Genomic DNA, 20,051 nt, shown 5'->3' with positions numbered 1-20,051 from the left:
ACAAAGCGGGGATTCAGGGGGAGCTTAGCGACCTGATGGCGAGGCTTCCTCGGCGGAAGCATGTTCAGTGGCTGGCGCTTCTGCTTCCTGCGAGGGTTGGTAGGTGCCGAGATCTTCGATGAAGCCTTCTGGGACATCGAGTTCGGCATCCGGGTCGATGAAGCCACCTTCCGGCTCCAGTTCCTCGGCCAGCAATTCCATGACCACCGGCGAGGTGCGCACCATGGGAACAAAGGTACTGCTCTGATCTTCCAGGAGTTCTTCATCGCGACGACGCGGCAGCGCATGCCACGCCGCAAAGATGGCCAGCGGTAGCAGGACAATGCCAAAGAACAACGGAAGACTGCCTTCGCCGGCGCGGCCGATGAACAGACCCGCTGCCAGCGGACCCAGCGCGGCTCCGGCGCCATGCATCAGCAACAGCCATCCACTGCCGCCGACGAGCTGGTCCGCCTCCAGCCAGTCGGACAGGTGTGCCGCGCACAGCGGGTAGATCGAGAAGGCGAAGCCGCCATAGAGGAACATCATCGGAAAGAGCGCTCGCTCGTAGTAACCGATCAGCAACGAGGTGCCGGCGGCCAAGAGGGCACCCCAGGTCGCTGTCAGCCCGATCACGCGACGGCGGTCATGCCGGTCCGAGTAGTGCCCGATGGGCAACTGCATGACCGCGCCCCCGATGATGGTCAGACTCATCAGCAACGCGACGCCGGCCTGACCCAGCCCAACCCGTTGTCCGAACAGTGGGCCCATGCCCCAGAAGCTGCCCATGACGATGCCGGAGAGGAAGGCCCCGGCTATGGCGACCGGCGCCACGCGCCATACCGTATGGAAGGGCACAGCGGTCACCTTGGTGACATCCGGTTGTCCAAGGCGGGTCAGCGCCACCGGGACCAGTGAGAGCGCGAATAGCACTGTGATGATCGAGAACAGCTCGAAACTGTCCACCGGTGAAGCCAGGATCAGCCACTGCCCTGCGGCCATGGCCACCAGATTGACGATCATGTAGACCGCGAACAGTCCCCCGCGACTCTTCGGATCGGCCTGCACCGTGAGCCAGCTCTCGATGACGTTGAACAGGCCGACGATGGAGATGCCGGTGATGACACGCAGCACGGCCCAGCTCCATACGCCGATCAACAGCGGATGCAGCACTGCGGTACAGGCGGCAATGGCCGCAAAGATGGCAAAGCTGCGGATGTGTCCCACACGCTCGATGACTTCCGGGGCAATGCGCGTACCCAGCAGAAAGCCCGCGAAGTAGGCCGACATGACGAGACCGATGGCGGTCGTCGAGAAACCCTCCAGTCCCGCGCGCACGGCGAGCAGGGTGCCGAACAGGCCGCTGCCCAGTAGCAGCAATGCCACGCCGGCGAGCAAGGCCGAGACAGGAAGGATGCGACTTGCCATCAGTCAGTATTGGGCAACGAAAAAGGCGGACGCGATTCTATCGCGTCCGCCCCTGGCCCCTGTGGCCGCGGTCAGCCCGTCGCCTTGGACCTAGAAGTAGTAGCCGACATTGATATTGAAGCGGCTGTTCCAGTCGTCGGTATCGCCTTCGAGTGTGCCCCCGATGAAGGGCTGATTCTGCGCAACGATGAAATCGAAGTAGGCGAAGACACCACCGGCTACCACCGAGAAGCCGGTCACGTTCATTTGCGTATCCTCGGTGTCGGGGGTCTTCTCGGTCATCAGGCTGTAGTCGTTGTACAGCTGGATGCCGGTGATGGGGCCGAGCTGCAGATCGATGTTGTAAGCCAGATTCGCGGTGTAGATCAGCGCTTCCGAAGGAATGGTGTCAAAGAAGGAATAGGCGCCGACGGCGAGCCGCTCTGCGCCGGAATCCAGGTCGTATTCGTAGTCGGCCACCTGCAGCATGACATTGACCGGCCCGTAGTTGCCGTTGAGGTGCGCTGCGTAGGCCTGGTAGTTGCCCGCGGATTGCGTGGGTCCCTTCAGACCGCCGTAGAGGCCGGACAGGCCCAGCTCGGTGCCGGCCACGTCAAAGGTCGCGCGCAGGCTGCCGGTATTGGATTCGGCGATTGGGTTGGTGGGGTCCGCAAAGGTCCCTTCGCCAGGGGCACGGACACCCACCACATCATAGGAATAGCGGTCGGAGCGGTTGTCGACAAAGCCATCGATACCGCCCTGCTCATCATTCTTGAAGAAGCCAAGCTGCAGGCCAATCGGGCCGAGGTCGCCATCCGCGACCAGGCCGAAGTCGTAGTCGTCTTCCAGGCCGACGTAGTAGGCCGTGCTGAAGAAGAAATTGTGCGAGTTGTAAGGCCGAACGCCGAAGGGTACCTGTTGAATGCCCGCGCGTACCTGCCAAGCGTCGCTGAAGTCATAGCCCACCCAGGCGTGGTGGATGACCTGCATGTACTGGTAGTAACGCCATTCCGCGGACAGGATCACGTCACCGATGGTGCCATCCAGATTGATGCGGAAGGTATCGAGATCGATGTCCCCGCTGCGAGTGCGGTTATCGCTGTCGTAGTCCTCGAAGCTGTACTGGAAGCGCACGGCGCCACCGACGTGGATGCCATCCTCTTCATCTGCGTGCACTACCCCAAGCGGTGCAGCAGCAATGGCAGACGCCAACAGAAAACCTGTTGTGTATCGCATGATGAGTCCCCTTCTTCTGCTTTGTGAGCGAGACGAAGCGCTTGCGCGCAACGCCGCACGTGTCGTGCTCCTCCGATCGCATCTGCGTCGCATGAAATCACTCCCCATTCCCTGCAACGCGCAATCCATTCCATCGACCTTACCCGCCCGACTTCCGGCGTGCAAAACTGTCTCAGCCTCTCACTATCGAGCCCGATCGACGGGAGGTGCGATGGTTCGGTACGCATCCCGTGACATCGACCGGCGAAGTCGTTAGGGCGAAAAAAAAGGCGGCCGCTGGGGCCGCCTTGATGCGATGACGCGATAGGGATCAGGCTGCGTCGAGCAGCGCCGCCGGCTTACCCATGATGGGTTCAGCCGGGGCCAGCGCCGTTTTGCACAGGGTGACGGCATGCGGCAGCAGGCGCGTGGCGAAGTGGTGCGCCGTCACAAACTTGGCCTCTGCAAAACTGGCGTCCTTGTGGCCTTCGGCGGCACGGACCGAGCGCAGCCACGCCTCGCCCAGTGCGACCAGCGAGAAGGCACGCAGGTAGTCGCAGCAGCCGTAAGCGGCGTCATTGGGGTTGTCGCGGAAGCCGGCCTGGATGTCCTTGGTGGCCGTTTCAAGCGCATCGAGTGCCTCGCTCAGCGGAGCCACCAGCCAGTCGGGACCGCCTTCCGCCAGATGCTTGCGCACCCGCTCGAAATAGCGCTGCGGCAATCGGCCGCCATGCAATTGGAGCTTGCGACGCACCAGGTCCATGGCCTGAATGCCGTTGGTGCCCTCGTACAGCGCCAGAATCTTGCTGTCGCGGATAATCTGTTCGATGCCGTGCTCGCGGATGAAGCCATGGCCGCCGTAGACCTGCACGGCCAGCGAGCCGAGTTCGAAGGCGGCGTCGGTCAGGAAGGCCTTGACCAGCGGCGTCATCAGTTCGACGTGGTCCTGCGCGGCTTCGCGTTCCGCTTCGTCGGTGGCACGGTGGGCGAGATCGACGTGCATGGAGGTGTCCAGCGCCATGACGCGCCCCGCTTCGGTGTAGGCCCGCATGGTCAGCAGCATGCGGCGCACATCGGGGTGATCGATGATCTGCTCACTGCCACTGAAGCTCTTGCCCTGCTTACGGTCCATGGCGTAGGCGAGCGCGTTCTGGGTGGCCAGTTCGCACTGTCCAAGCCCCTGGAATCCGACCATGATGCGAGCCAGATTCATCATGATGAACATGTTCTGGATGCCATGGTTCGGTGCGCCCACGAGCCAGCCCTTGGCGCCATCGAAGCCCATGGTGCACGTGCAGGAGGCGTGAATGCCCATCTTGTGCTCGATGGAGATGCAGCGCAGCGCGTTGCGCTCGCCGATGCTGCCGTCCGCATTCACCAGGTACTTGGGGACCACGAAGGTGGACAGCCCCTTGATGCCTGCCGGGGCGTCGGGCAGCCGGGCCAGCACGAGGTGCACGATGTTGTCGGCCATCTGGTGCTCGCCGCCGGTGATGAAGATCTTCATCCCTTCCAGGCTGTAGCTGCCGTCGTCGTTCGGTGTTGCCTTGGTCTTCACCGCCGCCAGGTCGGAACCGGCCTGCGGCTCAGTCAGACACATGGTGCCAGTCCACTCACCGGTGCCGAGCTTGGGCAGGTACAGGTCCTTGATCTCGTCAGAGCCCACGGCCTCGATGGCTTCGAAGCAGCTGCTGGTCAGGCCCGGATAGAGGGCAAAGGAGACGTTGGCGCCGCACAGCATTTCCTCGACGACCTTGGAGAGGACGTAGGGCAGGCCCTGGCCACCGTATTCGCCCGGGCTCGCCAGGCCGACCCAGCCCGCTTCGTAAAACTGCTGATAGGCCTCCTTCATGCCCTCGGGCAGGATGACTTCGCCGTCCTGCCATTGCGCGCCGACCGCATCCGCGCTCTCGCGCAGCGGCGCGATCACGCCTTCGACGAACTTCGCGGCTTCGTCGACCACGCCATCGACGATTTCCGCCGAAGCATCCTCGAAACCGGGCAGCGCCGAAAGCTGGGAGACGTTCAGCACGTCGTGAAGGGCAAACAGGATGTCTTTCTGGGGAACCTTATATGTGGCCATGGCGAGTCCTCTTACCGGCGTCAACAGATGGAGCGAAGGTAGCACGCGGGCGCGCGCCCACGGGCGGCGTCGAGCTTTTATGAATGATAGTTCATTAGTTTTCGGGGTGCAGGGAAGCCACGAGGGTGGCGGCCGGCCGGTCGCTGCGCCGGACGCGGACCCGGGCGGCTGATCGTGTCCGCTCTGGCATACTCCGGGTTTTGACGGCCGGGCGCTCCCGGTCACCCCACGATATGGAGTCCCTACACGTGTTGGATCTATTGATCAGTCCCGCCTTCGCGCAGGCCCAGGCGCAGCCGGCAGGCAATCCGCTGATGCAGTTTCTCCCGCTCATCCTGCTCGTGGTTGTGTTCTATTTCCTGCTGATCCGTCCGCAGATGAAGCGCAACAAGGAGCACCGCAACATGATCGCCAGCCTTTCGGTGGGCGACGAGGTGGTGACGGGTGGTGGCGTTGCCGGACGCATCTCGAACCTCGGCGAACATTTTGTGTCGGTCGAAATCGCCGAAGGCGTGGTCGCCAAGGTGCAGAAGCAGTCCATTGCGAGCGTCCTCCCCAAGGGAACCCTGAAGGAAGGCTGATGCGGTTCCCCGCGCCGGCCGAACCGTTGTGGGCCAGGAGGCCCGCAACGGTTGACCGGCCGAATCCCCCCAAGCGTTCACGCTCATGAAACCCTTTGCCCTGTGGAAATACGCCGTGCTCGCGATCTCTGTGGTCGTGGGCGTTCTTTACGCGTTGCCCAATCTCTTCGGCGACGATCCCGCGGTTCAGATCTCGCATAGCGACGGCAATCCTGTCAGCGAACGTACCCAGGAGCGTGTGCTGGAGTGGCTGCAGGATGACGGCATCGCAGTGCAGGCATCGCGCGCAACCGAGGGACAGCAGATTGTGCGGCTGGCGTCCAACGAGGCTCAGTTGCAGGCCGCCGAGATCCTGCGGCCCCGGCTCGACCGTGATCATGTGGTGGCGCTAAGCCGCGAGCCGCGGACCCCGGAATGGCTGCTCGATCTGGGCGCCCGCCCCATGAACCTGGGGCTCGATCTGCGCGGTGGTGTGCATTTCCTGCTGGAGGTCGATATTCCCACCGCGCTGGAGCGTGCATCGGAACGCTATCTCACTGATTTGCCGGCCTTCCTGCGCACCGAGAACATCCGATACACCGGCCGGACCCTGGAGGGCGGATCGGTGTCGCTGGAGTTCGCCGACATCGCGCGCCGCGACCGTGCGCAGGATGTGCTTGCGGATGAATTCCCGGAATTGCGCTTCGAGGCCAGCGACGAGCCACCGAGCTTGACCGCGGCGCTCAGCGAAGAGGAGCAGGCACGCATTGCGGATTTTGCCGTTCGCCAGAATCTCACAACCCTGCGCAATCGCGTCAACCAGCTGGGCGTGGCGGAGCCGCTGGTGCAGCGCCAGGGCGAGGACCGCATCGTGGTACAGCTACCGGGCGTGCAGGACACGACCCGCGTCAAGGACCTGCTGGGCGCGACCGCAACGCTGGAATACCGTGCCGTGGACGAAGACGGCGACGCCCAACGTGCCGCCCGCACGGGTTCTGTGCCCTTTGGCAGCGAGTTGTTCTACACCCGTGACGGTCGCCCGATCCTGCTCAAGCGGGAAGTCATTGCCAGCGGCGACCAGCTGGTCGACGCCCAGGCCACCATCGATCAGGAAAGCGGGACGCCTGCCGTCTCGGTCACGCTGGACGGGTCCGGCGCCAAGCGCATGTTCGAGTTCACCCAGAACAACGTCGGTCGGCCGATGGCGGTGCTCTATCGCGAGACCGAGGTCACCACCACCTACAACGCCAAAGGTGAGCCCATCCGCGAGATGAACGAGATCGAGGAAGTGATCTCGGTGGCGACCATCCGCGGGGTCTTCGGCAAACGCTTTCAGACCACAGGGCTCACCAGCAACGAAGCCCGCGATCTGGCGTTGCTGCTGCGCGCCGGTGCTCTGGCCGCCCCGATTGTCATTGTCGAGGAGCGCACGGTCGGCCCCAGTCTCGGCGCCGACAACATTCAGCAGGGGCAGATGGCGGCACTGGCCGGTCTCATCGCGGTGCTGATCTTCATGGCGATCTACTACAAGGTCTTCGGCCTGATCAGCAACGTGGCGCTGCTGCTCAACCTGACCCTGATCATCGCGGCCATGTCGATGATCCAGGCCACGCTCACCATGCCCGGCATTGCCGGCATCGTGCTGACCCTGGGCATGGCAGTGGACGCCAATGTGCTGATCTACGAGCGCATCCGCGAGGAGATCAAGCAGGGCATCGCGCCGCTGCCGGCGATCGACGCCGGCTACGACCGCGCGCTGCTGACTATCGCCGATTCGCAGATCACGACGCTGATTGCTGCCGTGGTGCTGTTCGCGCTCGGCTCTGGCCCGGTCAAGGGCTTTGCCGTAACGCTGTCGATCGGCATTGCCACCTCGATGTTCACAGCCATCATCGGCACCCGGGCCATCGTCCACATGATCTATGGGCGGCGCGCGCGCATGGCCCAACTGCCCATTTAGCCGTCGAGGCGCTTCATGCAACTGTTTGCGACGAATCCGAATATCGATTTCATGCGCGTGCGGCGGCCCGCGGGCATGGTGTCCATCCTGCTGCTCATTGCCAGTGTGGTCCTGCTGGCCACGCGCGGCTTGAATCCGGGCATCGATTTCAAGGGTGGCGTACTGGTCGAACTCGGCTACGAGCAGCCGGTCGAGCTGTCGTCGGTGCGCGAGGCGCTCAGTGAGGCGCAGCTCGGCTCCGCCAGCGTGCAGTACTTCGGCACGCAGACCGACGTGCTGGTGCGCATGGCCCCGGACGAAACCAACGACGCTGCCGAGATCAGCGACCGCATCCTGGCAGCGCTACGCACGGTGGGCCAGGATCCGGAGATGCGGCGCGTGGAATTCGTCGGTGCCGCGGTGGGTGACGAGCTGGCCATCGACGGTGCGCTGGCGGCGCTGTTCGCGCTCATCGGCATCCTCATCTATGTGGCTTTCCGCTTCGAGTGGAAGTTCGCGGTGGGGGCCATCGCCGCCACCAGTCACGACGCGATCATCGTGCTCGGCTGGTTTTCTCTGCTCGGGCTGGAGTTCGACCTGACCGTGCTGGCTGCGGTACTCGCCACCATCGGCTATTCGCTCAACGACACCATCGTTGTCTACGACCGCGTACGCGAGCGCTTTTTGGATCTGCGCCGGAGCGAACCGGTGGATGTCATCAATTCCGCGGTCAACCAGACGCTGGCCCGCACCATCGTGACCAGCGGTACCACGCTGTTCGTGCTGCTGGCGCTGTTCTTCCTGGGCGGCTCGGTGGTGCACAACTTCAGCACCGCGTTGATCGTTGGCATTCTGGTGGGGACCTATTCGTCCATCTTCGTGGCCAGCGGCCTGCTGCCGATGCTGGGCGTGAAGCACGAGGACCTGCTGCCGCCCCAGGACGAAGACGAGGTCGACGAACTGCCGTGAAGCCGTCGCCGGCAGGCGCCAAGGGTGGCGCTGGCCAACGCGATACGGCGGTGCTCGCCGTGCTGGCAGCGATCCTGCTGGGCGCGCTGGCATGGCGGGAAGGACTTGATGAGGCGTCTTCGGCACTGGTAGCGGCGCTGCGCCTGCTGCTCGCCGTGGCGCCCCTGTTCCTGCTTGGCATCGCCATTGGCGGTTGTCTGTCCGCGCTGATCGCCACGCAAGCCGTGACCCGTCATCTTGGTGGTGGTGTGAGCTGGCGCGCCTACGGCGTCGTCGTGATCGGCGGCATGGTCACGCCCGCCGGTCCCTTTGCGGCCTTCCCCCTGCTGCTCGCCTTGCGCCAGGCGGGGGTAGCCACGGGTCTGTGTGTCGCCTACCTGACGGCCTGGGCCACACTGGGTCTGCAGCGCCTGCTGCTCTGGGAGCTGCCGCTGATGGGGGCCGACTTTGCGCTGCTGCGCTGGGCGGTGAGCCTGCCGCTGCCGCTGCTCGCTGCCTGGGGGGTGCAGGCGTTCGTTGCATCCCGCTGGGCCGACGGTGGCCCGCAGTGAACGCACCATGGCCGTTGCTCGTGCTGCTGGTGATGCTCTTTCTGGGGCTGGCGGCTTGGATCGGTCTGCGCCGGCCCGACGCGCGGCCGGCGGCCTTTGCCGCGGCCCGGCGGCAGTTGTGGCTGGTTCTGCCTCGGCTGCCACCTGCCTTGCTGGCGGCGGAATGCACGCTGCGGCTCTTGCCCGAGGGCACCCTCGCGCAGTGGCTCGGTGAAGGCAGTGGCTGGCGCGGTTTGGCGCTGGCGACCGCCGTCGGGGTTGCTGTGCCGGGTGGCCCGGCCGTGGCCCTGCCCATTGCCTGGGCGCTGCTCAGTGGCGGCGCGGCCGTGTCGGTTGTAGTGGCTTTCGTAACCTCGTGGTCGTTGATCGCGGCGCACCGCGCCATGCTGTTTGAGTGGCCACTGATGGGCGCGTCCTGGACGTTGCGGCGGATGCTGCTCAGCCTGCCTCTGCCGGTCTTGGCCGGGGCGGCGGCGGGCATGCTCACGCGGCTTGGCCATGGCTGAGCGCCGACTGCCCTGGGGCTTCTGGCCAGGGACCCTGCCGGCCGATGCCCTGGCGGCGGCGCCGCAGCTGCTCGGCTGGGCCTGGGACCCAGCACAGGAGGCCCTGGCCTGGGCCCAGTGGGACCCCGCGGCCGGCAGGGCCCACCTGTTCACCGCCGCGCTGGCCCATCCCGAGCGCGCCCGGTGCATCGCGCAGGCAGAGCCGCGCTGTCGCGTGCACGAATACGGCGGGGTGCCGATCTTCGCGGGTAGAGGGCAATGGCAGTGGCTCTGGATCGACGATGCCAGCCAGGGCATTCACGCACTGGACCGCAGTGGCAGGGTCCATGTGCTGTATGCAGCCGCCGGCCGGCGCTGCGGCGATCTCGCGCTGCGCGCCGACGGCGCCGCCTTGCTCTTCGTCGAGGAGGATCTGACCGCGGAACGAACGCGCCTGATGCGTCTCGATCTGGGGGAGGGCGGGCAGTGCCGGATCATTGCGGCGACGGATGCCTTCTGCGCCGCACCGCGCTGGTCGTCGGATGGCCGGCGTATCGCCTGGATCGGCTGGTCATCGACCGAGATGCCCTGGGAGTCGAGCCGGCTATGGGTTGCCGGTGACGCGGGGCAGAGCGCCCGGGTGGTTGCAGGCGGTGCCGGCGTCTCCGTGCTGGAGCCGGAATGGGATGCGCAGGGCCAGCTCTGGTGCCTGAGTGATGCGCAGGGCTGGTGGTGGCTGTCCACTGTCGGGGCTGATGGCACGAGACCACGGTGCCGCCTCGAAGGCATCGACATGGGGCGTCCGCCCTGGCAGCTCGGCAATCGACACTATGTGCTGTTGCCGGGTGGCGCGGCCGTGGTGGTGGCCATCGCGCAAGCACGCTGCCGCTTGCTCCGGCTGGAAGCGGACGGCGGCGAGACGGCGCTCCCTTGCGAAGCCACGGACATCACCCAGCTTGCGCGCTGTGGGGATCATCTTCTGTATCTCGGAGCAGGACCGCGCCATGCCCTGGGTCTCTGGAAGCAGCCGCTGGATGGCACAACCGGTGCAACGCCCATGGTCGGCGCCGGCCTGTCGGTTCCCTCTGAGGCGGTGTCCCTGCCCGAGGCCGTGGCGGCGAAGGGGCCGGCAGGCACAATCCACGGCTATTACTATCCACCCCGCTGCCCGGGCATCGAGTCGACGCAGGACGGGCCGTCCCCCTTGATCCTGCGCGCGCACGGTGGGCCGACCGCCATGCGCGCCCCGGTCTTCGAACCGGAAGTGCAGTTCTGGACCGGGCGGGGCTTCGCCGTGGTGGAGCTCAACTACAGCGGCAGCAGTGGCCACGGCCGCGCCTATCGCGAGCGGCTGCGCGGGCGGTGGGGTCTGCTGGATCGGGATGACTGCAGCGCGATGGCGCGCGCACTGACTGCGCAGGGCCGCGCCCGGACGGACGCGGTGTTCATCGCCGGCAATAGTGCCGGCGGCTTGAGCGTGCTCAACAGCCTGCGCGGCGCCGGCCCCTTCGCCGCCGGCCTGTGCCGCTGGGGCGTGGCCGATCTGGAGCGCCTGGCTGCCTGTACGCACCGTTTCGAGCGTGGCTACCTGAACAGTCTGGTCGGCGCGCTACCAGCGGCGCGTGCCGCCTATCGGTGGCGCTCACCCGTGCACCACGCAGCGCGCATTTGCGCGCCGCTGATTCTGATCCAGGGGCGGGAGGATCGCATCGTGCCCCCCGAGCAGGCCGAAGCCATGGCGGCTGCGATGACGGCCCAAGGCGGTCTGTGTGCGCTGCACCTGTACCCCGGCGAGGGGCACGGGCTGCGTCAGGCCGCGCATCGCGCGCACGCCGTTGAGGCCGAATGGCGCTTCCTGCAACGCGTGTTGGCCGTCCACTAGGCGCGGCGGTCGGTTAGAGGCTGTTAACACTCAGCCGATCGCAGCGCGCGAGTCCGTATGCGTGCAGCGCAAGGAGCAAGGAGCGCGATGGACTTGACGTACATGAGCGACAAAGGACGCGGCGGTGCGCGCATCCGGGTCGCGTCCTTCGGATTCGCCACGACCGACTGCGTGTTAACAGGCCCTAGCCCGATTCGGTGGCCTTGCGGCTTTCCGCCACGGTGCGGAAGACCAGCGGATGCTCGGTCTGTCGGACATCGGCGGCTTCGACCGCGTCGCGAACGAGCGCGTGCTGGGGCGACTTGCTGCAGGCCGGGTCGGTCACGGAGGCATCGCCTGTGAGCGCCAGTGCCTGACAGCGGCAGCCGCCGTGGCACGCGGTGAGCAATTCGCAGCTCGCGCAGGGTTCGGGCTGCCAATCGTGGCCTCGAAAGCGATTGAAGGCCGCCGAGTCGCGCCAGATATGTTCCAGGCTGTGTTCGCGCACCGAAGGCAGGGCGAGACCGGGAATGGCCGCGGCGCCATGGCAGGGCAGGGCACGGCCGTCGGGTGCGACACCGAGAAAGGTCGAGCCCCAGCCATTCATGCAGGGCTTGGCCTTGGCGTCGAAGTAATCCGAACCCACGAAATAGATGCGCATGCGGCCTTCGGCGCGCTCCCGCCAGCGGTTGGCGACGGCTTCCGCGTGCGCCATCTGGTCGCGCGTGGGCATCAGGGCGGCGCGGTTGCGCAAGGCCCAGCCGTGGTACTGCGTATTGGCGAGCTCGACGTGATCCGCGCCCAGATCCCAGGCCAGCTGCAGGATGGCGTCGATACGGTCGAGGTTATGGCGGTGCAGCACCACGTTGAACACCATCGGATATCCGTGTGCGCGGATGGCTTCTGCCATGGCGCGCTTGTGCGCGAATCGGGCGCTGCCTGCTATCGCGTCGGAGGCGATGCTGTCGTCGGCCTGAAAGCTGATCTGGACATGATCGAGGCCTGCGGCGCGCAATGCGCCCAGGCGTTCGTGGTCCAGGCCGATGCCGGAGGTGATCAGATTGGTATAGAAGCCAAGGTCGCGCGCCTCGGCGACAAGGGTTTCCAGATCCCGGCGCAGCAAAGGCTCTCCGCCGGAGAAACCGAGTTGCACGGCGCCCAGAGCGCGCGCCTGCCGCAGCACCGAACGCCAACCCTCCGTATCCAGTTCATCGCGGTAGCGCGCGAAGTCGAGCGGATTCGAGCAATAGGCGCATTGCAGCGGGCAGCGGTAGGTCAGCTCCGCCAGCAGCCACATCGGCAAGGGTGCGCTGTTGCCGGGGGCGCTTGCCGCAGCACTTGCGGTGGCGTGCTCTCCGTCAGGCGGTGCCATGGCGGGGCGCGCCCTCCTGCGCGGTATCGGAGGTCGTGGGGAGATTGATCCAGCCCCGTCGCCGCGCTTCATCGAGAAAGCCGAGAACATCGTCGCGCAGATCGCTGCCGGCAAAGCGGGCCTCCAGTGCTTCCACAATGGCATCGACACTGCGCCCATCGCAGAGCGCAAGGATTTCTCCGGCCGGGCCATTGAGCTGCACCATGCCCTCCGGGAAGAGCAGGACCTGCGCGTTCTGCGCGGGTTCCCACTGCAGTCGTACACCGCGCGCCAGGGTGACCGGCGCCTGGCCGTGGTCGGCTGCGCTCATGCGGAGGCTCCGGCTTCCGCACGGCTGTCGACGGCTTCGGAGACGCCTTCCGTGGTGGGGATGGCCTGATAGGGCGGCATATCGATGACATAGGCCAGGTACATGGCATCGAGCATGGTCCACAGCACGTCGAGCTTGAAGCGCAGTGTCGCCAGGGCGCGTTCCTGCTCGGGGCGGGTGCGGAACTCGCTGAGCGTGACTTCCAGACCGTGCCGGACATCCTCGCGTGCCTGACCGATGCGGGTCTCGAAGTAGGCCAGCCCGGCCGGGTCGACCCAAGGGTAGTACTTGGGCCAGGTGTCGAGCCGCGAGCGGTGGGCGCGCGGCGCGAAGAGCTCGGTGAGCGAGGAACAGACCGCCTCCTGCCAGCTGTGCTGCTGGGCGAAGCGCAGGTAGGCCTCAACCGCGAAGCGCACGCCGGGCAGTACCTCATCCAGGCTTTCCATGCGCGCACGCGACACCCCTACCGCCTCGCCCAGGCGGAGCCAGGCCTCGATGCCGCCAGCGTTGTCGCCGCGACCGTCGTGATCGATGATGCGCTGGATCCAGCGACGGCGCAGGTCGCGATGGGGGCAGTTCGAAAGGATGGCTGCATCCTTCAGTGGGATGTGGATCTGGTAGTAGTAGCGATTGATCACCCAGCCCTGCATCTGCTCCCGGTTGAGCTGGCCGTCGGCCATCATGCGCTGGTAGGGGTGGTGAAAGTGGTAGTAGCGCCCCAGGGCGCGTAGCTGGCGCTCGAATTCCTCGCGCGACCAGGGCGTCTGGTCAGCGTGGCTGCGTGCCTCAGAACTGGATGTGCATGCCGTCATGAGCGGTCTCTATGCCCGCCTGTTCCAGGGCCGCGCGTTCTTCCGAGGCCGGGTCGAGGATCGGGTTGGTATTGTTGATATGGATGAGAATCCGGCGTGCCTTCGGGTACTGCGCGAGCAGCGCCATGGTTCCGTGTGCGCCGCTTTGTGGCAGATGCCCCATCTCGCGGGCGGTCTTGCGGCCGCCCACCACGCGCTGCATCTCGTCATCGGTCCAGGTGGTGCCATCGACCAGCAGCACGTTCGCTCGGGCCATCCACGGCAGCAGGCTGTCGTCCATGTCGCCGAGGCCGGGGGCGTAGAAGACGCCGCCGTCACCCTCCGCGCTATGGAAGAAGAAGCCGAGATTGTCGCCCGGCTCGGGGGCGGCCCGGTGGGACGAGTAGGGCGGTGCCTTGCTCTTCAGCGGGATCGCGGTGACCCGTACCCCCGGTGTTTCCGCCGGCTCGACCGGTGTACCGTCGAGGGGGAGCGGGTGCACCTGGGTGCCGCAGTAGTGACTGAGGATGTTGAGCACCGGGAACCCAGTGCGCAGGTCTTCCTCGGTGCGCGGTGTGCAGTAGATCGAGAGCGGGTGGTGCGACTCGCGCAGCATCAACAGTCCGGTGACGTGATCGAGTTGGCTATCGGCAAGCAGAACCGCCGCGACCCCACTCCCGCGCAGGCCGGTGCTGGGGTGAAGTGCCGGGGTATCGAGAATCTGCTGCCGGATATCGGGCGAGGCGTTGACCAGCAGCCAATGCTGCCCGTCCGCGCTGACCGCGATCGACGATTGGGTGCGGCATTGATCCGACAGGCGACCGCCGCGTGCCTGTTGGCATCGAGGGCAGTTGCAATTCCATTGGGGGTAGCCGCCGCCGGCCGCAGAGCCGAGAACACGTAACTGCATGGGGCGATGAACAGGGCGGGCTCGCGGCCCGCCCCGTCAGCAACGCTCAGCGCGCCGAAACGTACAGATTGATTTCGAAGCCGAGTCGCAGTTCGGTAAAGCTGGGCTTGGTCCAGGCCATTGGTCTTTCCTCCGTATCGTAGTAAGGGACGCCCTGGCGGGCGCAGTGACACAAGGTGATTCGAGTCACTCCCGCGAAACGCAGCAAGCAATGTGCCAGCGGGCAAAAGCCCACGGCTACCGTCTTTGTTGATGTGTTGGCGCCTAGCGGAAGCTGCCCGCAACGTCATAGCGTCGCGTGTGTGTTACAACCTGTGTCAGGTGCCCGACATGGACGCGGCTCGCCTCAGCCCTGGTCGTTGTCGGAGGGAAGCGCTGCAGGGGTGTTGCGCAGCGACTCGAAGCAGCGGGCAATGGCGGCGTGGATGCGCAGATTGCCTGCCAGCACGTTGCCGGTGTCCATGACTTCCGAGCGGCCAAACAGCTCGGTCACGGTGCCGCCGGCTTCGCGCACGAGCAGGACGCCCGCGGCGATATCCCAGGGCTTGAGGTCCATTTCCCAGAATCCATCCAGACGGCCGCGCGCGACCCAGGCAAGATCGAGGGCTGCGGCACCGGCGCGCCGGATGCCGGCTGTCTCCTCGAGTACGGCCCCAAGTTGCGGCAGATACCGACGCACCCGCTCCTCGTCGCGGAAAGGTGCGCCCGTGCCGATCAGGCTGCGTTCCAGCGATTCAGTACGCGACACGCGGATACGGCGCGCATTGCACTGTGCGCCGCCGCCGGCGCTGGCGGTGTAGAGGTCGTTGCTGTTCGGGTCGTAGATCACGCCGTGCGCGAGCTTGCCGCGGTGGGTGATGCCGATGGAGACCGCGTAGTGCGGAATGCCGTGCAGGAAGTTGGTCGTGCCGTCGAGCGGGTCGACGATCCAGACGGTTTCGGCCTCGCCCATGGCGCCACCTTCTTCGCCGAGAATGGCGTGGTCAGGATAGAAGCGCCGGATCGTGCGCACGATTTCGGCCTCGGCTGCGCGATCGACCTCGGAGACAAAATCGCTCTTGCCCTTGGAGGTGACGGTGAGGCGGTCCGTCTGATGCGCATGACGGAGAATGATTTGACCGGCGGCGCGTGCTGCTTGCACGGCCACATTGACCAATGGATGCACGGAGTGACCGAATGAAAGAGCCGCAGAAGGGCGCAGAGAATAGCAAAACCGCGGCCGATGTCCTCGATCAGTTGCGCATCGTACTGGTGCGTACCCAGCATCCCGGCAATATCGGCGCCACGGCGCGCGCCATGAAGACGATGGGTTTGTCGGATCTGGTGCTGGCGGCGCCGCAGCGTCCGCCGGATGAACGCAGCGTGGCGATGGCGAGCGGGGCCACCGACGTACTCGAGGGGCTGCGCCAGTTCGACTCGCTGGCGGAAGCGGTGGCGGACTGTCATCGCGTGGTCGGCGTCAGCGCCCGTCAACGCGGCATTTCGCTGGATGTCCACGACGCCCGTGTCTGGGCGCAGCAGTGGAGCAGCGACGCGCCCGACGCCGGGCGCACGGCCCTGGTCTTTGGTGCAGAGCGCACCGGGCTGACCAACGAGGAGCTCGCCCTCTGCCAGTCTGCGGTACAGATCGCAGCCAATCCGGAATACAGCTCGCTGAATCTGTCGCAGGCGGTGCAGATTCTCGGCTACGAAAGCCGCATGGCCGCCCTCGGTGGCGTCGCAGGCAGTCACCGTCCCCGACCGGCGGATCACGCCACGATGGAGGGGGTCTATCAGCACCTGGAGGCAATGCTGGTGGATGTCGGCTTTCTGGACCCGAATTACCCGCGCCACCTCATGCGGCGCCTGCGCCGGCTCTTCGCCCGCGCAGAGCCCGACAAGGTCGAGGCAAATATCCTGCGTGGCATGTTCAGCGCGGTGCAGAAAGCCCGTCGACCCTAGTCAGGACGCAGCTGCCTCTGACGCCCTCGGAGCGGACATCTACAATGCACGCCTACTCGTCCTCTTCAGGCCCGTCCATGTTCAGCACGCTACGCGATGACATTCGGTGCGTCTTCGACCGCGATCCCGCGGCACGCAACGTTTGGGAAGTGCTGACATGTTATCCCGGACTGAAGGCCCTGTGGGCGCATCGCGTCAGTCACTGGCTCTGGAATCATCGGCTGCCCTGGCTGGCTCGGATGAATTCCCAGCTCGCGCGCTTCCTGACCGGTATCGAGATCCACCCCGGCGCCCGCATCGGCCGTCGCTTCTTCATCGACCACGGCATGGGCGTGGTGATCGGCGAGACGGCCGAGATTGGCGAGAACGTCACGCTCTACCACCAGGTCACGCTGGGCGGAACCAGTTGGGATGCCGGCAAGCGCCACCCCACGCTTGAGGACAACGTGGTCGTCGGCGCCGGCGCCAAGGTGCTGGGCCCCATCACCATTGGAACCGGCGCCCGCATCGGTTCGAATTCGGTGGTGGTGCGCGATGTCGAGCCAGGGTCGACCGTGGTCGGCATTCCCGCACGGGTGGTGGCCAAGGTGCGCGAGCCCAGCGATCGCGTGGCGGCGCTGGCCGCGCGCATCGGCTTCGATGCCTACGGACTCTCGCACGACATGCCCGATCCGGTCGCCGATGCGCTCAATGTCATGCTGGATCACATGCAGACCTTGGATGACCGGGTCATTGCCCTCTGCGAGCGTCTGCGCGCACATGGCGAGGATCTGCCTTCAGGGGAGCTGTCGCCCATCGAGAAACCCGAATTCTGCCGCGAGCACGAAGAGGAGCAGGCGGCCTCCAGCGCCCCGGCGCAGGACGATAGTCCGGACGCTTCGCGCGGCGGCGGCTGAACCTGTACCTGCCGCGTCCGAACCCACGTCGGGCGGCGCGGTCTGTGCATCAGCAGCGCTGCGCGGCTCGGCCGTCGCAGCAACGGGCGAGCACCGTCAGGAGTCATACCATGCCGATCTATCTCGACCATAACGCCACCACCCCTCTGCACCCGGACGTGCTGGCCGCGATGCAGCCGCATCTGACCAAGCCCTTCGGCAATCCGGCCAGCGTGCATCGCTTTGGGCGCGCGGCGCACGCGGCGGTGCAACGCGCGCGCGACGAAGTCGCGCAGTTGATCGGTTGTCGCGGCAGCGAGGTGGTCTTCACCAGCGGTGGTACCGAGTCGGACAACCTGGCCGTCAAGGGCGTAGCCGCCGCGCTGCCGGGGCGCACCGTGCTGTACGGCGCCACCGAGCACCCGGCCGTGCTGGAAGCGGCCGAGGCGCTGCGCAGCACAGGCACGCCGGTGGAAGTAATCCCCTATCGCGACGACGGCCATCCAGACTGGGATTGGCTGGAGCAACGCCTTGCGCAGAATGACGTGGGGCTTGTCTGCATGATGGCGGCCAACAACGAAACCGGCGTGATCCAGGACATTGCTCGTGCCGCCACGCTGGTCCATGCCCATGGCGCACTGCTGCATGTTGACGCGGTACAGGCGGCAGGCAAGCTGCCGCTGGACTTTGCCGGCAACGGCGTTGATCTCATGGCGCTCTCGGCGCACAAGCTGTTCGGGCCGCGCGGCGTCGGCGCGCTGGCCATTCGCGCCGGCGTGACCGTCTATCCGCAGCAGCACGGCGGCGGGCACGAAGACAACCTGCGCAGCGGCACGCTCAACGCACCGGGCATCGTCGGCATGGGCGCGGCCTGTCGGCTGGCGGCGGAGCAGATGACAGCGCGCAACGCCCACTGCCAGCAGTTGCGTGACCGCTTCGAGGCTGGCCTGGCACAGCTGCCCAAGGTCACGGTCTTTGCCCAGGAGCAGGCGCGGCTGGCGAATACCTGCCAGTTCGCGCTGCACGGCTTTGATGGAGAGGCCATGGTGATGGCGCTTGACCGCGAGGGCTTCGCCGTGTCGTCCGGCTCGGCCTGCCACAGCGAGCACGGTGAGCCGAGCCACGTACTGATGGGCATGGGTTTGCCGCGCGATCTCGCCAAGGCCGCGGTACGGGTCAGCTTTGGTCCGGACAACAGCGAGGCCGAGGTGGACCAGCTGCTCGCGGCCATTGGCCGCGTGGCCAGCACCCCGATGGCGGCGATGGCGGTCTAGGCGGTCGTGACCCTGTATCTGGATCACGCCGCGACCACGCCCCTGGCGGAGCCCGTGTGGGAGGCCATGCGCCGCTATCTCGAACCGGGTGGGGTGCACGCCAATCCGGCCTCGGACCACGAAGCCGGTGCCGAAGCCGCTCGCGCCGTCGAGGGCGCCCGCGCGCAGTTGGCGGCTGCCATCGGTGCGCAGCCAGAAGAGGTCGTCTTCACCTCGGGTGCGACCGAGGCGAATAACCTCGCGCTCAAGGGGTCGATGGACTTTCTCGGGGGCGGACACCTGGTGACCACGCGCACCGAGCACCGCGCGGTGCTCGATGTGGCGCAGCAGATCGCGGCGCAGGGCAGCCCGGTCAGCTTTGTCGACCCCGAACCGGACGGAACCATTTCAGCGGAAGCGGTCATTGCCGCGATCCGGCCCGATACCGCGCTAGTGTCGGTCATGTGGGTCAACAACGAGACGGGGGCTATCAATCCGGTGGCGGCCATTGCCGAGGCCTGCGCGGAGCGCGGCATCCGCTTCCACTGTGACGCGGCACAGGCGCTGGGCCGCGTCGCTATTGATGTGCGCCAGGTGCCCTGCGCGCTGCTCAGCCTGTCGGCACACAAGTGCTATGGGCCCAAGGGGGTCGGCGCACTGTTCGTGCGTCGTCGCCCGCGCGCGCGGGTTGCCGCGCAGTTGCAGGGTGGGGGCCACGAGCAGGGTATGCGCTCCGGTACGCTGCCGACACATCAGATCGTGGGCTTCGGCGTGGCCGCCGAGCTGGCCGCGGCGCAGCAGGCCGCGGACGAGACGCATGCACGGTCGCTGGCCGCGCGACTGCGCACCGGCCTCGCGGATCTGCCCGGGCTGCTGGTCAATGGCGATCCGGCGCGCTGCGTACCGCATATCGTGAATGTGGCCTTCGACGGCCTGCATGGCGAGGCGCTGCGCGCCGCCACCGCGGAACTGGCGGTGGCCTCCGGTTCGGCCTGTTCGGCCGCGCATGCCGAATCTAGCTATGTCTTGCGTGCCCTTGGGCGCAGCGACCGCCAGGCCGCTGCGGCACTGCGCATCAGCACGGGGCGTGGCACGCGGATCGAGGACATTGATCGCGCGCTGGAGGTGATCCGTACTGCCGTGATGCGCTTGCGGGCGATCGCGGCATGAGTACGGCGCCCCCCATTTCGGCGGCGCGCTATCCGGCGCCGGTCTGGCGGCGCTTCTGCCATCCCGCCTACGCCGGGGCACCGGATACGGCGGCCATCACCGCCTGTGTCGAAGACGCCGCGCATCATTTGCGGCTGTGTCTGCACTACGTGCCTGGCGCTGTGCGCTTCACCGCCATCGGCTGCCCGACCACCATCGCGCTCGCCGACTTCTGCGCAGAACGCTTGTCCGAGGGTGTGGTCCCAGAAGGGCGGGCAATGATGAACGCGCTTGAAATCGAGACATCGCACCGCCATTGTGTGCTGTTGTGCGAAGACGCCATCAAAGCGGTCCTGGACCTGGCGGGCCAGTCCGCTGTTTCCATTCGTTCCACGCCCTAG

General features: G+C 66.3%; 20 protein-coding genes. 11 read left to right on the top strand and 9 right to left on the bottom strand.

The window, feature by feature from the left end:
• Positions 1 to 24 precede the first annotated feature (24 nt).
• From ACOOFO_RS13320 to ACOOFO_RS13310, 3 genes are all read right to left on the bottom strand, one after another.
• Positions 25 to 1,407, bottom strand: coding sequence for an MFS transporter (locus ACOOFO_RS13320; protein ID WP_420427237.1), 1,383 nt, complete (start codon positions 1,405 to 1,407; stop codon positions 25 to 27).
• Positions 1,408 to 1,497: 90 nt separating this feature from the next.
• Positions 1,498 to 2,622, bottom strand: coding sequence for a porin (locus tag ACOOFO_RS13315; RefSeq protein ID WP_420427236.1), 1,125 nt, complete (start codon positions 2,620 to 2,622; stop codon positions 1,498 to 1,500).
• A gap of 310 nt (positions 2,623 to 2,932) precedes the next feature.
• Positions 2,933 to 4,684, bottom strand: a complete 1,752-nt coding sequence (locus tag ACOOFO_RS13310) for an acyl-CoA dehydrogenase family protein (RefSeq protein ID WP_420427235.1) — start codon at positions 4,682 to 4,684, stop codon at positions 2,933 to 2,935.
• A gap of 251 nt (positions 4,685 to 4,935) precedes the next feature.
• Between ACOOFO_RS13310 and yajC the strand changes: the two genes are divergently transcribed.
• The 6 genes from yajC to ACOOFO_RS13280 all read left to right on the top strand — a co-directional run bounded on the left by yajC (position 4,936) and on the right by ACOOFO_RS13280 (position 11,070).
• A complete protein-coding gene (gene yajC, locus ACOOFO_RS13305; protein ID WP_420429782.1) occupies positions 4,936 to 5,265 on the top strand; it encodes a preprotein translocase subunit YajC in 330 nt (109 codons plus the stop codon).
• Between the two features lie 85 nt (positions 5,266 to 5,350).
• A complete protein-coding gene (gene secD / locus ACOOFO_RS13300; protein ID WP_420427234.1) occupies positions 5,351 to 7,204 on the top strand; it encodes a protein translocase subunit SecD in 1,854 nt (617 codons plus the stop codon).
• 15 nt (positions 7,205 to 7,219) lie between these two features.
• Entirely contained in the window at positions 7,220 to 8,152 is a 933-nt protein-coding gene (gene secF, locus ACOOFO_RS13295) for a protein translocase subunit SecF (RefSeq protein WP_420427233.1), read from the top strand.
• A complete protein-coding gene (locus tag ACOOFO_RS13290; protein WP_420427232.1) occupies positions 8,149 to 8,703 on the top strand; it encodes a hypothetical protein in 555 nt (184 codons plus the stop codon). Before secF ends, ACOOFO_RS13290 begins: the two co-directional genes overlap by 4 nt.
• Positions 8,700 to 9,209, top strand: coding sequence for a hypothetical protein (locus tag ACOOFO_RS13285; protein WP_420427231.1), 510 nt, complete (start codon positions 8,700 to 8,702; stop codon positions 9,207 to 9,209). The genes ACOOFO_RS13290 and ACOOFO_RS13285 overlap by 4 nt, the downstream gene beginning before the upstream one ends.
• The gene (locus ACOOFO_RS13280; protein WP_420427230.1) at positions 9,202 to 11,070 is read left to right on the top strand and encodes a S9 family peptidase; all 1,869 of its coding nucleotides are present in this window, start codon (positions 9,202 to 9,204) and stop codon (positions 11,068 to 11,070) included. The genes ACOOFO_RS13285 and ACOOFO_RS13280 overlap by 8 nt, the downstream gene beginning before the upstream one ends.
• Positions 11,071 to 11,254: 184 nt before the next feature.
• On the opposite strand, the gene pqqE is transcribed toward ACOOFO_RS13280, so the two are convergent.
• From pqqE to ACOOFO_RS13250, 6 genes are all read right to left on the bottom strand, one after another.
• Positions 11,255 to 12,421 (bottom strand): pyrroloquinoline quinone biosynthesis protein PqqE, encoded by a 1,167-nt coding sequence (gene pqqE, locus ACOOFO_RS13275; RefSeq protein WP_420427229.1) that lies wholly within the window; start codon positions 12,419 to 12,421, stop codon positions 11,255 to 11,257.
• Positions 12,408 to 12,731 (bottom strand): pyrroloquinoline quinone biosynthesis peptide chaperone PqqD, encoded by a 324-nt coding sequence (pqqD, locus tag ACOOFO_RS13270; RefSeq protein ID WP_420427228.1) that lies wholly within the window; start codon positions 12,729 to 12,731, stop codon positions 12,408 to 12,410. The genes pqqE and pqqD overlap by 14 nt, the downstream gene beginning before the upstream one ends.
• Positions 12,728 to 13,543: a pyrroloquinoline-quinone synthase PqqC gene (gene pqqC, locus ACOOFO_RS13265; RefSeq protein WP_420427227.1), complete on the bottom strand. Its 816-nt coding sequence runs from the start codon at positions 13,541 to 13,543 to the stop codon at positions 12,728 to 12,730. The genes pqqD and pqqC overlap by 4 nt, the downstream gene beginning before the upstream one ends.
• A complete protein-coding gene (pqqB, locus tag ACOOFO_RS13260; RefSeq protein WP_420427226.1) occupies positions 13,518 to 14,432 on the bottom strand; it encodes a pyrroloquinoline quinone biosynthesis protein PqqB in 915 nt (304 codons plus the stop codon). Before pqqB ends, pqqC begins: the two co-directional genes overlap by 26 nt.
• 46 nt (positions 14,433 to 14,478) lie before the next feature.
• Entirely contained in the window at positions 14,479 to 14,553 is a 75-nt protein-coding gene (gene pqqA, locus ACOOFO_RS13255; protein ID WP_223056551.1) for a pyrroloquinoline quinone precursor peptide PqqA, read from the bottom strand.
• A 225-nt stretch (positions 14,554 to 14,778) separates the two neighbouring features.
• On the bottom strand, positions 14,779 to 15,597 hold the full coding sequence (locus ACOOFO_RS13250; protein WP_420427225.1) for an inositol monophosphatase family protein: 819 nt from the start codon (positions 15,595 to 15,597) through the stop codon (positions 14,779 to 14,781).
• Positions 15,598 to 15,608: 11 nt separating this feature from the next.
• Here ACOOFO_RS13250 and ACOOFO_RS13245 point away from each other — a divergent pair, with 11 nt between their 5' ends.
• The 5 genes from ACOOFO_RS13245 to ACOOFO_RS13225 all read left to right on the top strand — a co-directional run bounded on the left by ACOOFO_RS13245 (position 15,609) and on the right by ACOOFO_RS13225 (position 20,051).
• Complete coding sequence (locus ACOOFO_RS13245) at positions 15,609 to 16,373, top strand: RNA methyltransferase (RefSeq protein WP_420427224.1); 765 nt, start codon at positions 15,609 to 15,611, stop codon at positions 16,371 to 16,373.
• Between the two features lie 77 nt (positions 16,374 to 16,450).
• Complete coding sequence (gene cysE / locus ACOOFO_RS13240) at positions 16,451 to 17,269, top strand: serine O-acetyltransferase (protein WP_420427223.1); 819 nt, start codon at positions 16,451 to 16,453, stop codon at positions 17,267 to 17,269.
• A gap of 110 nt (positions 17,270 to 17,379) precedes the next feature.
• On the top strand, positions 17,380 to 18,522 hold the full coding sequence (locus tag ACOOFO_RS13235) for a cysteine desulfurase family protein (RefSeq protein WP_420427222.1): 1,143 nt from the start codon (positions 17,380 to 17,382) through the stop codon (positions 18,520 to 18,522).
• A gap of 6 nt (positions 18,523 to 18,528) precedes the next feature.
• Entirely contained in the window at positions 18,529 to 19,671 is a 1,143-nt protein-coding gene (locus tag ACOOFO_RS13230; protein ID WP_420427221.1) for a cysteine desulfurase family protein, read from the top strand.
• On the top strand, positions 19,668 to 20,051 hold the full coding sequence (locus ACOOFO_RS13225; protein ID WP_420427220.1) for a hypothetical protein: 384 nt from the start codon (positions 19,668 to 19,670) through the stop codon (positions 20,049 to 20,051). The genes ACOOFO_RS13230 and ACOOFO_RS13225 overlap by 4 nt, the downstream gene beginning before the upstream one ends.

Source organism: Algiphilus sp., from assembly GCF_965216485.1.
Lineage (GTDB): Bacteria > Pseudomonadota > Gammaproteobacteria > Nevskiales > Nevskiaceae > Algiphilus.
The sequence above is the reverse complement of the archived record's forward strand: the minus strand, read 5'-3'. Positions and strand labels throughout refer to the sequence as shown.

Coding starts and splice junctions, on each gene's coding strand:
- ACOOFO_RS13320 (WP_420427237.1), bottom strand. CDS start 1,407: ATGGCAAGTCGCATCCTTCCTGTCTCGGCCTTGCTCGCCGGCGTGGCA.
- ACOOFO_RS13315 (WP_420427236.1), bottom strand. CDS start 2,622: ATGCGATACACAACAGGTTTTCTGTTGGCGTCTGCCATTGCTGCTGCA.
- ACOOFO_RS13310 (WP_420427235.1), bottom strand. CDS start 4,684: ATGGCCACATATAAGGTTCCCCAGAAAGACATCCTGTTTGCCCTTCAC.
- secD (WP_420427234.1), top strand. CDS start 5,351: ATGAAACCCTTTGCCCTGTGGAAATACGCCGTGCTCGCGATCTCTGTG.
- secF (WP_420427233.1), top strand. CDS start 7,220: ATGCAACTGTTTGCGACGAATCCGAATATCGATTTCATGCGCGTGCGG.
- ACOOFO_RS13280 (WP_420427230.1), top strand. CDS start 9,202: ATGGCTGAGCGCCGACTGCCCTGGGGCTTCTGGCCAGGGACCCTGCCG.
- pqqE (WP_420427229.1), bottom strand. CDS start 12,421: ATGGCACCGCCTGACGGAGAGCACGCCACCGCAAGTGCTGCGGCAAGC.
- pqqD (WP_420427228.1), bottom strand. CDS start 12,731: ATGAGCGCAGCCGACCACGGCCAGGCGCCGGTCACCCTGGCGCGCGGT.
- pqqC (WP_420427227.1), bottom strand. CDS start 13,543: ATGACGGCATGCACATCCAGTTCTGAGGCACGCAGCCACGCTGACCAG.
- pqqB (WP_420427226.1), bottom strand. CDS start 14,432: ATGCAGTTACGTGTTCTCGGCTCTGCGGCCGGCGGCGGCTACCCCCAA.
- ACOOFO_RS13245 (WP_420427224.1), top strand. CDS start 15,609: ATGAAAGAGCCGCAGAAGGGCGCAGAGAATAGCAAAACCGCGGCCGAT.
- cysE (WP_420427223.1), top strand. CDS start 16,451: ATGTTCAGCACGCTACGCGATGACATTCGGTGCGTCTTCGACCGCGAT.
- ACOOFO_RS13235 (WP_420427222.1), top strand. CDS start 17,380: ATGCCGATCTATCTCGACCATAACGCCACCACCCCTCTGCACCCGGAC.
- ACOOFO_RS13225 (WP_420427220.1), top strand. CDS start 19,668: ATGAGTACGGCGCCCCCCATTTCGGCGGCGCGCTATCCGGCGCCGGTC.